Raw genomic sequence first — 12,735 nt, forward strand, 5'->3', positions numbered from 1 at the left:
AGAATCGTTGCCATCCGGGTTAACCCAAATCTTCGTATGCGCTACTCCCCCACACACAAGCAAGAGACGCGAGCCAAACTGCTCGCAAGCAGCAAGGCGATTGCCAAGCAAGGAGGATTCGATGCGACCGGCGTCGACGCCCTGATGTCCTCCATTGGGCTCACCGGCGGAGCGTTCTACACGCACTTTCCCTCCAAGCAGGCGCTGTTTGAGGAACTGGTCCGGGAAGAGCTGGAGAGCAGTTCTCAAATGCTTGCTGGCGATGAGCAGTCTGACCCGGACTATGTAGCCAGGCGCTTACGGAGCTACCTCAGCAGCGCCCACGCAGCCAATCCGGAAAGCGGATGCGCGCTGCCCACACTCGGCCCGGAAATCGCACGTTCTTCAGCGACAGTTCGCAAAGCGGCGGAAAAAAGCCTCAAACATACGCACCAAAGCTGGAGCGACAGAATCAATGATCCTGATGGCGCTTGGGCCTTGATCGCACAGTGCGTGGGCGCGCTCGTTCTGGCACGTTCAGTGGAAAGCGAAAAGACCCGCAAAGAAATCCTTGCGGCATGTCGCAGACATATCGGACGAATCCACTCTCTCGATCTGGACTAGCCGGTGGCCTTACCTTGAAAGCCGATTCCTCAGCGCATGCTGATGCGGACCGTGCGCGATTGGCCTGCCGACACGCGCGCCGGCAGCTGTCGGATGACCAACATTCGCCGTCGATGTGTACCGCCTCATGGAATAACCCGGTGCGCTACGTCGTTTACTCCGCAGGCGGCGACGTACAAAGCAGCAGACTGCTACTACCACGTCAGGAATCTGTGCCGGCAAACCAGACGCCGGGCGCCGCCAGTGACGCTCCGTGCGTCAAGTGCACGAGATCAATGCAGGAGCCGATCATGCGCAACTTGCTTCGTTTCGGGACAGGTCTCGTCTGCCTCGGCCTTTCCGTGCCTGCCTTTGCGCAGGGGTATGACGATTCGGCGGACTACAGCGCCAACTGCCGCGCGGTCGTCGGGCAGGCGGAAATCGACGGCATGGTGCAGCAGGTCGTGGGGCGCGCATGCCTGCAAAGCGACGGAACATGGCAGATCGTACAGAGTCCTGACGGTAGCGTCGTGTGGTATCCACCCGCAGCCTACCCGTACCCCGACTCCTGGTATTGGGGGCCGCCGCTGTTCGTCGGCGCAGGCGTGAGCTTCATCTTTGTCGACCGATTCCATCGCTTCCACCATTTCCATCGCGTCGATCACTTCCACCCAATGGATCACCACCGCTTCGGCATGCCAATGGGAGCAGGCTTTCACCGCGGTCCGTTCCCCGTCGGCGGGTTCCACGGGTTCGGCGGAATGCATCGGTTCGGTGGAATGACTGGGGCCGGCGGAATGCGACGGCACTGAACCGTCGTTTCCGGTTTGCCCCCGTCACGTCACGCCAGTCCGTGATCCGACACGTACAGGTAAAGCTCGGCGTCACTGCGTATCCCGAGCTTCTTCATCGCGTTGTGCTTCTGCGTGCTGATCGTCTTGATGCTGCGGCCGTAATGATGCGCGATGTCGGTCATCGACATGCCGTTCGTGCACATCCGCACCACTTCGATTTCGCGCGCGCTGAGCGCGTACAGGTCGTCGCTCTCCGGCACGCCGATCGGCTCGCGCGGCTTCGTCGATACAAACGACCGCCCGGAATGCGCAGCCATCACCGCGCGCGGCAGATCGGTCGGCACGCCGCGCTTGTTGAGCACCGTCAGCACGCCGGTGTTGCAGATGTTCTGCATCAGCGCCGGATTGTCGAGCATCGTCAGCACGACGATGCGTACGCTCGGAAAGGCCTCGCGGATCGCTTCCAGCATCAGCAACCCGTCCGCATGCGCGCGGCCCGGCATCGCGAAATCGGTCACGACGATGTCGCACCGCGTGCGTGCGATGCAGCTCAGCAGCGCACCGGGCTCGAGCGCCTCGCCCACCACGGTTATGTTCGGCTCGGATGCCAGCGCATGACGAATGCCCACCAACATCAGCGGATGGTCATCCGCTATCACGACCCTAATGCTCACTTTCGCCCTCCTTCGTCTGTGGCCATTCATTCAGTTCCGCGGTCGCCGGCCGCGCGCATCCGCGCGTCGACGCAAGCCAGCAGATGATCCGTCATCTTCAGCACGTGTGCGCCCACGTCGCCTTGCGCGTCGGCGTCCCCGGACGACACGGCCGCATGAAAGCGGTCCAGCAAGCGGTCGATGTGCGCCTGCCCGAACAGGCTGTAGGTGCCGCGCGCCGCGTGGGACCACGCGTGCAGCGCCGGTCGGTCGGCGTCGCGCAACGCGCGCGCGAGTGCCGCACGATCCGCGTCGAGCGACGTACGGCATGTGGCCAGTATCTGCAACTGGTGCGCACCGATCTCGTCGAACACGCCGAGCGCATTGAAGAGCGTCCGGCTGTCGATGGCGGCCGGATCGAATCCGTCATCGGCGACCGCGTGCCCAAGCGTCGCGATCACATCGCGCAACACGTCGAGCGACACAGGCTTGCGCATGCAGGCGTTCATGCCGATTTCGGCCCAGCCGGCCGGGTCATCAGCTTCCCCGAGCGCAGTCATCCCGACGATCGGGATCCGCCGGAGCCACGGGTCGCGATGCTCGCGCAGCGCCGTCGCCAGCGCGATGCCATCCATCACCGGCATACGGTAGTCGGTCAGCACGACGTCGATCTGCGGCGTGCGCGCTTCGAGCACGTCGAGTGCATCGCGGCCGTTGTCGCAAAGTATCGCGCGATGCCCGAGCAATGCGAGCTGGTGGCGCAATGCGATCCGGTTGATCTCGCGATCGTCGACGACCAGCACGCACAACGGGTCCGCCGGCGGCTCAACCGGCTTCACGCGATCGAACGCGACGGCATCACGCTCGAATACCGCGCGATCGCCATGCTCGGCGACAGCCCGGCAACGCAGCGTGAATGTCGCGACGGTGCCCGCGCCCGCCGCGCTCGCCAGCTTCAGGTCGCCGCCGAGCGCGCGCGCGAGCTGCCGCGAGATCGCAAGACCGAGCCCGCTGCCGGCCTGTCCCGCTCCGACCACGTTCGATTGCGCGGCAAACGGCGTGAACACGTGCGGCAACAGCGCTTCGGGAATCCCGGGGCCCGTATCTTCGACGACGAGCGTCAGCCCGACGCGCTCGTGCTCATCGGGCGCGGCCGACACACGCAGCGTTACGGTGCCGTGGGCAGTGAACTTGATCGCATTGCCGAGCAGGTTCGCGAGGATCTGCTGCACGCGATCGCCGTCGGTCACCACGACGGACGGCACCGAGTCGTCCACTTGCCGCCGAAGCTGGAGGCCTTTCGCATGCGCCTGCGGCGCCATCAGCGCCAGCGTCGCGGCGAGCAGCACGCGCAGATCGACGCGCTTCGGGACGATCGGCAGCCCGCCCGCGTCCGCGCGCGCATGCGTGAGGATATCGTCGAGCAATCGCGTCAGCCGCTGCCCCGACTCGTGCACGAGCGTCAGCAGGCGCTGGTGCGACGGCGCGGGCGTGTCGCGCCGCACGACGTCGACGAGCGCGAGCATCGCATGCATCGGCGTCCGCAGTTCATGCGCAGCCGTCGCGAGCGTGTCCCCGGCGACGCGCAGCGCGGCCTCGAGACGTTGCCGCTCGCGCCGCATCGCGACCCAGACCAGCGTCGCCGCCAGTGTGCTGCTGACGCATGCGGCGAGCGCCGACCATAGCACCACCGGTCATCTCCCGACCGGAAAACCGGCACGGCCCGTCCGTGTCGCCTCATGCGTCCCCGCACGCGCACGGCCCGGCTCGTCGTCGCGCTGGCTGCCGCGACGCTCCCGCTTCCGCCGCGGCGCATCACTCGTGGTCATGTGCATCCCTGTTCTGTTGTCAGGCATCTGTCGCGGCATTCCGCCACCGGCGATTCGGGGCCGGCACGTCCCCGAATCCACGACGACACGCTCGCTAGTAGCGAACGTCGATGATCACGCTGTCGGTGTATGTGCCGACAGGTGGCGTCGCCTGATCGTTGTAGATTTTAGCGACGTACGGAAATTGGTTCACGGAGATTCCGTCCGCCGGCCCGCTGCTCGCGACACGATTGCTCGCCTGGCCCCAGACCGTCGCGCCGCCGTTGCCGAACAGGTCGTACTGCAGTCGATTCGCACCGCTCGCCATCTGCCGGCGGCCGTTCGCCGCCGCATTGCTGCCGGGGCTCAGCCCGACCGTATAGCTCATCCCCTTCGTACAGGTGAGCGCGATGTTGCCCGATACCGGCTGGAAGCCCGACACCGTCGGCGCGCTGCCGAAGCTCACGTTCGGCGCGGTGATCGTGCAGTCGTTCGTCACGACCGCCGTGATCTGGAACGTCGACACGCCGCTGCCCTGGTCGCGGCCCAGGCAGATCCCCAGGACGCCGATGCCCGCGCAGTAGTTCCAGTCCCAGTTGACCGTCAGCGTATCGGTATAGACGCCCGCCGCGACGTTGCTGCCGGTCGACGTGCGGAAATACAGCGGCAGCGACGCCGCGGGACCGCCGAAGATCCCGAGCAGGTTCAGCAGTTGCGAGCTGAACCAGTTATACGTTTGCCCCGTGTTCAGCACGATCGAATAATTCGAATCCGCAAAGATCGTGTACGGAATCGTGTCGCCGGTCGCGCTGCCGAGGCGTCCGCCATTGGCCGACGTGATCGTCGCGTCGATCTGGTCGCCGAACTGCAGCAGCGACAGCAGCGAGCCCGAGCAGGTCAGCCCGCTGTTGCTGGTCGACGTGCTCTGCGACTGGTTCGCCACCACGAACGACGTGACCGTGCCGAACGACGCGGGCCGGGCCGCCGACACCGAACATCCCGCCCGCGCGCTCGCTGACATCAGCAGTCCGGCCAGCCCGATCGCGAGCGCCCATCCAAAAGTCTTGCCGAATATCTTCATCTGGTCTGTGAGCCTTCGATTCAAATGCCGCAGCCGACCGGGCCGACGCGCTGCATCTCGTTCGCGCCGATATCGACGGAGAATTTCGCGGTGCAGCGCTGGCCGCCGGGCAGCGTCACGTCCACGTGGTTGACGCGCGACAGCCCCTCGAAATACGTTTCGCCGTTCCACCCGACGAGCGCCGTCTGCCCGGACTCGCGATGGGTCACGCGAGTGCCGACCTTCAACCGCTTGCCGTGCGGATCGACGAGCACGATGCCGGCCGACACGACGCGCTCGACCGGGAATTTCACGATCGCGCCCGCGCGCTGACGCACCGCGACGCGCTGCTCGACCGTCGGCACGCGCATGTTGCTCGGCAGCCCGAGCGGGTCGATCTCGTACTTCGCCGCGTAATACGACGGCGCCCACGGCACGAGCAGATGGCCGCCGCTGTCGGTCGTGCCGACGACCTGGTTCTCGTAGCGCACGGGCACGCCCTTCTGCCCGTGCGTGTCGATCAGCACGAACGCATCGTCGACACGGTTGGCCGCGCGCGCCGTGCCGCCCATCACGACGAACGAACCCTGCACGTCGCCCCAGCGCGTATAGCCCTGCTGCGCGCCCTCGCCGTAAGCGCCGCCCTGGACCTGCAGGTACCGGTTGCGCCACGTCAGGTCCGCCTGCTGGTAGTGCGAGCCGCCGCCCGCATACGCGAGGTTCACGCCGAGCCCGCCGTCGCTCGGCACCGCGCGGCTGAACTGCACGCGCTCGGTCCAGTTGTTGCGCTCGTCGCGCGACGCGCCCGTCATCACCGTGCCCTTGCCGCCGAACGGGATGATCAGTTGCAACTGCGCGGCGAAGCCGTGGTTGCCGATCGTCTTGTTCAGCGCCGCGTACAGCGTCGCGCGGCCGAACAGCGGCCGCGTGTACGACACGTTCGCGATCCGCGTATGCGCGCCGTCGCCGCCGTGCACGTCGAAATAGCCAGCGCCGAGCGTGCCGCCGATCGCACCGAGATTGAGCGCGCCGGTCGCTTGCGTGCTGCTGCGCACGAGGCGATAGGTGACGTTGGACGGCAGGTCGTACACGGACAGGTCGCGGAACCCGCCCGTGCGCTGGATCCGCTGCAGCGACACGCTGAAGCGCCGCGACGTATAGCCATAGCCGAACGCGTACTGCTGCCCCGACTCGCCGCCGAGGCGGCTGTGCGTCGCCGCGACGTTGAACACGCCGAACATCCCGGCGCCGACGTCGACGCCGAGCCCGCCGAGCGCGAGCCGTTCGCCGGCTTCCGCATGCCCTTCGACCGTCAGGCCGTTCGTCAACCCGTAGCGCGCGGTGCCCGATGCCGCGAACTTGCCGTACGAGAACGAGCGGATCCCGTAGTCGCGGCGCACCGCGCCGACCGACAGCGAGTAGTCGGACAGCCCCTTCTGCAGCAGCGAATTGGCGACGTAGAACGGCACCGTGGTCGCGACCTGGCGGCCGAGCGCGTCGGTCGTCACGACGGTCGCCTCGCCGGCCCCGTTGATGAACGGCACGTTGTTCAGCGTGAACGGCCCGGGGTTGACCTGGCCCGACGTCGTCTTGCTGCCGTTGATGAACAGGTCGACCGCGGTCGGCACCGCCGCCTGCCCCGAGAACTGCGGCAGCGGATAGGTGACGATGTCCGGGCGCGCGTTGAAGTCCCGTGCGACCGACACGCCGCCGACGCGCACGGCGCTCGTCCACGACAGCCCGCCCGTGACCTGGTCGCCCGCCGTGTAGGTGAGCATCCGGTCCTGGTCGGTGTAGCTCCACGTCGTGTCGTAGCGCAGGTAGCGGTTGTCGCCAGGCCCGCTGCCCGCGCCGCCGTACGACTTCCCGCCGTACGACTTCCGATAGACGCCCGTATTCGCAAGCGTGCCCCACTTGTCGAACAGGCGCTGCTCGGTCCACGCGGACGTGTAGCTCGTGCCGCGCGTCGGCGAGCTCGTATACACGTCGTAGTTGAACAGCAGCCCGAGGCTCACCGCGGCAGGCGTGCGGTCGTACAGGCGCCCCATTCCGACCGTCTGCTGCGGCAGCCAGTCGGCCGGCACGGTCAGCCTGAGCTGCTGCGACGTGCTTTCGTATTCGACCTCGACCTGGTCCAGCTTCGCGAGATTGACCATCTGGTCGGGGTCGGCGTCCGTGCGCACGGACGCCTTCGCCAGATCGCCGGCGCGCACGTAGTACGTGCCGTCCTGATAGCGCACGGGCACGATCTGGCCGGTCGGCAGCGCATTGACGACGAGCTCGAGGTACAGCGTTCCGCTGCGTGCCGCCGGGCCCGGCGGCGGCGGCGTGCGGCCGAAGTTGTCGGCGAGCTGCAGCGTATCGTCCGCGTGCGCGGTGCCCGCTACCGAGAACATCACCCCGACCGCCCATGCCGCGCCGTGCACACGCGGCCGCCGCCCGCCTCCCTGTCGATTGAACTGCTTCAAGACTGCTCCCGTATCACCGTGTGATGATCTGCCGTGTGATGATCTGTCGTGTGCCGTGCGGATCCCGCGCCGCGTCAGCGCGGCGCTGCCGTTGCGCCGGGTTCGATCGCGACGCCGCTCGTGCCGTTGATCGTCGCGATCAGCCGCGCATGGGCGCCCGTGCGGATCCCGTCCGGCAACATCCAGCGCATCTGCGCGCCCGGCAGCACATAGCCGAGCAGTCCGCGCGTGACGTCGCTGCGCTCGCCCTGCGTGTCGAACACGACCTGCGTGATGCGCGCATGCACGGCGCCGCGATTCGCGATCACGAGCCAGCGCTTGCCGCCGTCCTGCGCGACATGCCAGCTCAGCTCCGGCTGCGCGGCCGGCGCGGATCCGCGCGGCCGCTCCGCGCTCTTGTTCGCCGTCAGGCCGGCGCCGTACACGAACAGCGGAATCGAGTAGTGCATCTGGAACTTGACGCCGAGCGATGCCTGATTGCCGGCCTGCGCCGCGTCCTCGTCGGGCTGAGGAATCTCGTCGATCAGCACGCGATACGCGTCCTCCGTGCCCGGCGCGACGTCAGCCGTGCGCGTCAGGCGGATCAGCTGGCGCTTGCCGGGCGGCACCGTGGTCATCGGCGGGCTTCCGGCGACGCGCGTCTGGTCCTCCGAATACAGATCCTCGCCGCCTTCCTCGCGCCAGCCGAGCACGCGCACCTGCAGCGTGACCGGTTTCGTGTCGCGGTTCTCGAGCCACAGCGCGGCCGCGCGCTGGTCGCTTTCGATCACCGGATCGATCGGCCAGATCATCACGGACGCGGCCGCGTGAGCGGCTCCCGCGGCGCCCGTCGCTACGGCGGCGGCCGCGACGGCGGCGATCGCCCGCATCACGCTACGCGACAGGCATGCGGCACGACCGCGGGCATTCGGGTGTTTCATGTCGTATTCCTAACTGGATCAGTAACTCAGGGTGACCTGCGCGGTATCGATGTACGTCCCGGCCGGGGTATTGCCGCCGGGCAGCGTCAGCGCGCCGTAGATCGGCAGGCTCACCGTGCCGGAGACGGCGATCGACACGGCCTGCCCGACCGCGAGCGCATTCGTGCGGCTCGCGTCCGCATAGAGCCGGTAGGCAATCAGCCTGCTGCCTGCGTTGGCGAGGTTGCGCTGCGTATTGCCGAGCGTCGGATGAATGCCGCCGTCGACCGTCATCTTCAGCGTCGTGCCGGGCGAACATTCGATCTGCAGCGCACTGCCGCCCGTCGTGGCGTTCGCCTGCCCCGTCGCAATCGCCGGATGCGTGCCGAAGTCGAGCGTCCCGAAGTCGAGCCCCGTGCCCGACCCGCCGCCGACGACGCCACAGCCGGCGACGATCTGCGCGCTGACCGTAAAGGTCTGGGTTCTCGGCAGCACCGTGTCCGCGATGCCGGCGACCGGGAGCGCAAGCGCGAGCGCGCTCGGCAGAAAAGCCAAACTTTTGAAGGTCCGCATGATGATCGACAGGAAAAGGGCCTTGCGGGCCGCGCGCGAAGCACTACGCCGCGGACGCCGCAAGGCGGAAGCGACCGCAGTCGACCGGAAGCGACTGGAATCGACCGCAATCGCGCCGGCTTACCAGCCCAGCGTGACGTTCAGCGTGTCCGTGTAGGTGCCGGCGGCCAGCGCATCGCTGCTCGTCTTGTTCACGACGCCATAGATCGGCAGGTCGAACGCCGCGCCCGGCGTCGGCACGGGGACGGACTGCACGGTGCCCGCGACGTATTGCTTCGCGCGTGCGTTGTCCGCAAAGACTTCATACGGCACGTAAGCCGAGCCGTTCGCGAGCGCGCGCGTGCCGGTGCCGACCGCCGTGCCCTTGGCCGCGTTCTGGCCGCCGTCGATCGTCACCTGCACCGACGTCACGTCCGGCGAGCACGTCACCTGGGTCGTGCCGCCCGCGCCACTGCCTGCCGCCTTCGTCGTCAGCGCGCCCGTGAAGCCGCTCGGCTGCGTGCCGAAATCCAGCGTGCCGAAGTTCGTCGAACCGACGGAGCCCGAACCCGAGTTGATCGCGCAACCCGTCGTCAGCACGAGCTGCGACTGGACGGTACCGGCAAGCTGGTTCGACTGCGCGTTGGCGGTCATGCACGCCGACGCGCAGGCGACAGCAACCAGGACTTTCCACTGAGTCTTCATGTTTCTTCCTTTGACGATTGAGAGGAACTGCAACTGCTACTGCGTGATCCGCCCGGCATCACCAGTCGACGGTGATGCCGAGCAAATCTTCATAAGTCCCGGCCGGGACTGCTTGCGTCTGCCCGTTGACGACACCGAACAGCGGCAGCGCCACGGCACTGCGGCGGTCGTCGACGAGAAACGACTGGGGAATCTGCGGAACGTAGGGCACGCTGCGCGCCGGATCGCGATACACGTTGTACGGAACGCGCGCGACCACATGGCCGGCGGTATCGCGGCTGACGAGGTAGCGCGTCGACTGCAGCCCGTTGCGGCCGCTGTCGACCGATACGAGAAAGCCGCCGATATCGGGGCTGCAGGTCACACGCAGCTGGCCGCCGCCCGATGCGCGCGCGTCGGTCGTCAGGTATTCGGACCACGTCGGCCCGTGCGTGCCGAAATCGAGCGAACCGGCATCCGCGCCGTTCAGCGCGCCCCCGACCTGGCAGCCGCTGCGCACCTGCAGGCTGACGTTCAGCGCGCCGTTCGCCTGTCCGGCGAATGCGCCGGCGAACGGCACGGCCATCAGCCAGGCCCCGACAATCTTCCGCATCGTTTCATGCATGTTGGCCTCCCGCGACGGCGCCCATGCGACGCGCTCGTCGATCGTTTTTCCAGCCATTCGAGCCGGTTTGATTTGGCGACTTCGGAATGTATCGACGGCCGGATTGAACGCAGGCGTTCCGATTGGAATCCGGCTTCCGGCGGCGTAAGGGCGTGACACGCCCACCGGCCGCGCCTGCTGCGCATGCCGGACCGGATATCAGTCGATTTTTTGTTGAAGTGGCGTTACCGCGCGAATTTTCCCCGTTCGCGCCGGTGATTTATTCGATGAGATACATGATTTGGCCCGGATTTACTTTTCGTTTTCTTGAGATGCGTTAATGATCCTGTAATCCCGGATGCCGCACAATCAGAAAATTCCGATGCCTGTATAAGAATTTTGAAAATGGCGGAATTGATCCTGAATGAACTTCATTTTTCAGCTTTAAAGAATTCGCGAATGGCGATTGGCGGATTTAACGTCAGAAAATTCCTATGAATGAAGTTCGACGCGATCGGAATGAATCCGGCCGTCGCCGATTCATTCCGGTGCGAGGATAAACGGCGTCGGGCGGCGCTTCGATCGAGCCCGCGACGGGGAAAGGCGCATGCGTGGCGGATTCGGCCGGGCTACGCGACCCGCCCGCTCACCGGAATCGTCGCGCCGCGAATCGCCTGCGCATCGGCCGACAGCAGGAATGCGATCGTCGCTGCAATCTCGTGCGGTTGAACCCAGCGCGTGAAATCCGCATTGGGTATGTCCTTGCGGTTCTGCGGCGTGTCGATGATGCTCGGCGCGATCGCGTTGACCGTCACGCCCGTATCGCGCAACTCCGCCGCCAGCGCCTCGGTCAGCCGCGCAACGCCCGCCTTCGCGGCCGCATAGGCGCCCATGCCGGGCCCCGCGTGGAGCGCCGCGCCTGCGCCGATGTTGACGATCCGACCCGACGAACCGCTCAACAGATGCGGCAGTGCCGCCTTCGACGCATTCAGCGCGGTCTTTACGTTGAGTTCATACATCCGGTCCCAGGTGGCCGCGTCGCCGTCGGCCACCGTCTCCCACGCGAATGCGCCCGCGATGTTGAGCAACGCGTCGAGCCGGCCAAATGCCTGATGCACGTCGTCGAGTGCCTGGACGGCGGCCCGCGCGTCGACGAGGTCCACGCCGCCGATGCAGCGCGCACCACCGAGCCCCGCGGGCAGCTCCGCTGCCGCCGGCGCGGCGCCCCGTCCGATCAGTGCGATGCGAGCGCCGCGCGCGCCCAGCCATGCGCCTGTCGCGAGGCCGAGCTGGCCGAACCCGCCCGTGATTGCGACCACCCTGTCAATCGTGCCCGTTTCCATTGATTCCCCCTCCTTTATCCGTCGTCCGGTTGCACCGTTGCCGCGGCCGCAAGCGCGCGGCCGTTCGCGGCTCCAGCGTACGCGCGAACGCCACCGGCAGGCAACGCGCACGCGTACCGCTTACCGGTCCGTCCGCACGGCCACGAGACTGCGCCTGCGCAATGCTTCCGTCGTTTCGGCCCCGTCGCCCGGGCGCCAGCCCGGCGGCATCAATACGTAACGTGCGGCGGTCCACGGGTCGCGCGCCGTCGCGACGTCGCGCGCAAGGCTCGCCCAATGCTCGAGTTCGACGACGAACGGATTGCGCGAGCGCGTGGGCGTCACGAGCCCGAAGCGGCACGGCTCGTCGGCGCGCTCCGCGACATAGGTGCCGAACAGCCGGTCGAACACGATCAGCACGCCGCCGTAATTCGCATCGAGGTAGTCGAGGTTCGACGCGTGATGCACACGGTGCGCGGACGGCGTGTTGAACACGTATTCGAGCCAGCCGAGCTTCGGTATCCACGTGTTGTGCAGCCAGAACTGATACAGCAGGTTGAACGACAGGATCGCGAGCACGGCCTCCGGACGCACCCCGAGCCAGACGAGCGGCGTGAAGAACATCGCCGCGCCGGCAAGCTTGCTGGTCCAGCCGAGCCGGAACGCGGACGACAGCGTCAACTGGTTCGGCGAATGATGGACGGCGTGGGTCGCCCAGAAGAACCGGATCCGGTGCGACGCGCGGTGATACCAGTAGTAGCAGAACTCCTGGCCGACGAACACGAGCAGCGCGAGCGCGATGCTGTCGAGCCGTATCGTGAACAGGCGGTGCGCCCAAGCGAACTCGAAGACCGGCGCGGCGAGCGAGAACGGCACCAGCGCGAGCAGCTTGCGCCCGGCGAGATCCGCGAGCGAGAGCCAGACCTCGCCCCAGTCGAACGGCGCGGCCTGCCGGCTGCGCCGCCAGGTGAGTACGGCCGCCTCGACGAACGATACGGCGACGATGAACAGTGTGACGAAATACGCGAGTTCTCCTGTCGTGAGCATGATGGGCAGTTCCTTACGTTGAAGCGGCACGCTCGCTGCGGCACGAGCCGCCGGCGCGTCGAATGAACGGCACTGTAGTGGCGCGGAACGGGAAAAACCACGCGCGAAATGTGTCGCCGCATGTCACGACAACGTGCGGGCAAGCGGTGCGCGATTGTCGTGCCCCCGTGTGCGGGCACGCGCCCGGCACGGCGTCGCTCGACGACCGGCCCGCCACGCGGCGTACTCACGCCGCCCGCACGGCCGACACGCGCATTCGTCA

12 protein-coding genes are annotated in these 12,735 nt (G+C 66.9%); 2 read left to right on the forward strand and 10 right to left on the reverse strand.

The window, feature by feature from the left end; genetic code table 11:
• The first annotated feature begins 36 nt into the window (after nucleotides 1–36).
• Both G3N94_RS09725 and G3N94_RS09730 read left to right on the forward strand, forming a co-directional pair.
• Complete coding sequence (locus tag G3N94_RS09725; protein ID WP_205792170.1) at nucleotides 37–603, forward strand: TetR/AcrR family transcriptional regulator; 567 nt, start codon at nucleotides 37–39, stop codon at nucleotides 601–603.
• A 290-nt stretch (nucleotides 604–893) separates the two neighbouring features.
• Complete coding sequence (locus tag G3N94_RS09730) at nucleotides 894–1,394, forward strand: hypothetical protein (RefSeq protein WP_205792171.1); 501 nt, start codon at nucleotides 894–896, stop codon at nucleotides 1,392–1,394.
• 29 nt (nucleotides 1,395–1,423) lie between these two features.
• Here G3N94_RS09730 and G3N94_RS09735 read toward each other — a convergent pair whose 3' ends face one another.
• The 10 genes from G3N94_RS09735 to G3N94_RS09780 all read right to left on the reverse strand — a co-directional run bounded on the left by G3N94_RS09735 (nucleotide 1,424) and on the right by G3N94_RS09780 (nucleotide 12,473).
• Complete coding sequence (locus G3N94_RS09735; RefSeq protein ID WP_205792172.1) at nucleotides 1,424–2,050, reverse strand: response regulator transcription factor; 627 nt, start codon at nucleotides 2,048–2,050, stop codon at nucleotides 1,424–1,426.
• A gap of 26 nt (nucleotides 2,051–2,076) precedes the next feature.
• Nucleotides 2,077–3,720: an ATP-binding protein gene (locus tag G3N94_RS09740; RefSeq protein WP_205792173.1), complete on the reverse strand. Its 1,644-nt coding sequence runs from the start codon at nucleotides 3,718–3,720 to the stop codon at nucleotides 2,077–2,079.
• A gap of 232 nt (nucleotides 3,721–3,952) precedes the next feature.
• The gene (locus G3N94_RS09745; RefSeq protein ID WP_205792174.1) at nucleotides 3,953–4,918 is read right to left on the reverse strand and encodes a spore coat U domain-containing protein; all 966 of its coding nucleotides are present in this window, start codon (nucleotides 4,916–4,918) and stop codon (nucleotides 3,953–3,955) included.
• A 20-nt stretch (nucleotides 4,919–4,938) separates the two neighbouring features.
• A complete protein-coding gene (locus tag G3N94_RS09750) occupies nucleotides 4,939–7,293 on the reverse strand; it encodes a fimbria/pilus outer membrane usher protein (RefSeq protein WP_205792218.1) in 2,355 nt (784 codons plus the stop codon).
• 146 nt (nucleotides 7,294–7,439) lie between these two features.
• Nucleotides 7,440–8,234 (reverse strand): molecular chaperone, encoded by a 795-nt coding sequence (locus G3N94_RS09755; RefSeq protein ID WP_205792219.1) that lies wholly within the window; start codon nucleotides 8,232–8,234, stop codon nucleotides 7,440–7,442.
• Between the two features lie 69 nt (nucleotides 8,235–8,303).
• Nucleotides 8,304–8,837, reverse strand: coding sequence for a spore coat U domain-containing protein (locus tag G3N94_RS09760; RefSeq protein WP_205792175.1), 534 nt, complete (start codon nucleotides 8,835–8,837; stop codon nucleotides 8,304–8,306).
• Between the two features lie 120 nt (nucleotides 8,838–8,957).
• Nucleotides 8,958–9,521 (reverse strand): spore coat protein U domain-containing protein, encoded by a 564-nt coding sequence (locus tag G3N94_RS09765; protein WP_205792176.1) that lies wholly within the window; start codon nucleotides 9,519–9,521, stop codon nucleotides 8,958–8,960.
• 58 nt (nucleotides 9,522–9,579) lie between these two features.
• Nucleotides 9,580–10,125 carry a spore coat U domain-containing protein gene (locus tag G3N94_RS09770; RefSeq protein ID WP_205792177.1) on the reverse strand — a complete coding sequence of 182 codons (546 nt, stop codon included), beginning with the start codon at nucleotides 10,123–10,125 and terminating at the stop codon, nucleotides 9,580–9,582.
• Between the two features lie 608 nt (nucleotides 10,126–10,733).
• Nucleotides 10,734–11,447: an SDR family NAD(P)-dependent oxidoreductase gene (locus G3N94_RS09775; protein WP_205792178.1), complete on the reverse strand. Its 714-nt coding sequence runs from the start codon at nucleotides 11,445–11,447 to the stop codon at nucleotides 10,734–10,736.
• Between the two features lie 120 nt (nucleotides 11,448–11,567).
• A complete protein-coding gene (locus G3N94_RS09780; protein ID WP_205792179.1) occupies nucleotides 11,568–12,473 on the reverse strand; it encodes a sterol desaturase family protein in 906 nt (301 codons plus the stop codon).
• Nucleotides 12,474–12,735 lie beyond the last annotated feature (262 nt).

The organism is Burkholderia sp. Ac-20353, assembly GCF_017104785.1.
Lineage (GTDB): Bacteria > Pseudomonadota > Gammaproteobacteria > Burkholderiales > Burkholderiaceae > Burkholderia.

Bases quoted from the DNA above. Each gene is read 5' to 3' on its own strand.
- G3N94_RS09725 (WP_205792170.1), top strand. From the start codon at position 37: ATGCGCTACTCCCCCACACACAAGCAAGAGACGCGAGCCAAACTGCTC.
- G3N94_RS09730 (WP_205792171.1), top strand. From the start codon at position 894: ATGCGCAACTTGCTTCGTTTCGGGACAGGTCTCGTCTGCCTCGGCCTT.
- G3N94_RS09745 (WP_205792174.1), bottom strand. From the start codon at position 4,918: ATGAAGATATTCGGCAAGACTTTTGGATGGGCGCTCGCGATCGGGCTG.
- G3N94_RS09750 (WP_205792218.1), bottom strand. From the start codon at position 7,293: ATGTTCTCGGTAGCGGGCACCGCGCACGCGGACGATACGCTGCAGCTC.
- G3N94_RS09755 (WP_205792219.1), bottom strand. From the start codon at position 8,234: ATGCGGGCGATCGCCGCCGTCGCGGCCGCCGCCGTAGCGACGGGCGCC.
- G3N94_RS09760 (WP_205792175.1), bottom strand. From the start codon at position 8,837: ATGCGGACCTTCAAAAGTTTGGCTTTTCTGCCGAGCGCGCTCGCGCTT.
- G3N94_RS09765 (WP_205792176.1), bottom strand. From the start codon at position 9,521: ATGAAGACTCAGTGGAAAGTCCTGGTTGCTGTCGCCTGCGCGTCGGCG.
- G3N94_RS09770 (WP_205792177.1), bottom strand. From the start codon at position 10,125: ATGCATGAAACGATGCGGAAGATTGTCGGGGCCTGGCTGATGGCCGTG.
- G3N94_RS09775 (WP_205792178.1), bottom strand. From the start codon at position 11,447: ATGGAAACGGGCACGATTGACAGGGTGGTCGCAATCACGGGCGGGTTC.
- G3N94_RS09780 (WP_205792179.1), bottom strand. From the start codon at position 12,473: ATGCTCACGACAGGAGAACTCGCGTATTTCGTCACACTGTTCATCGTC.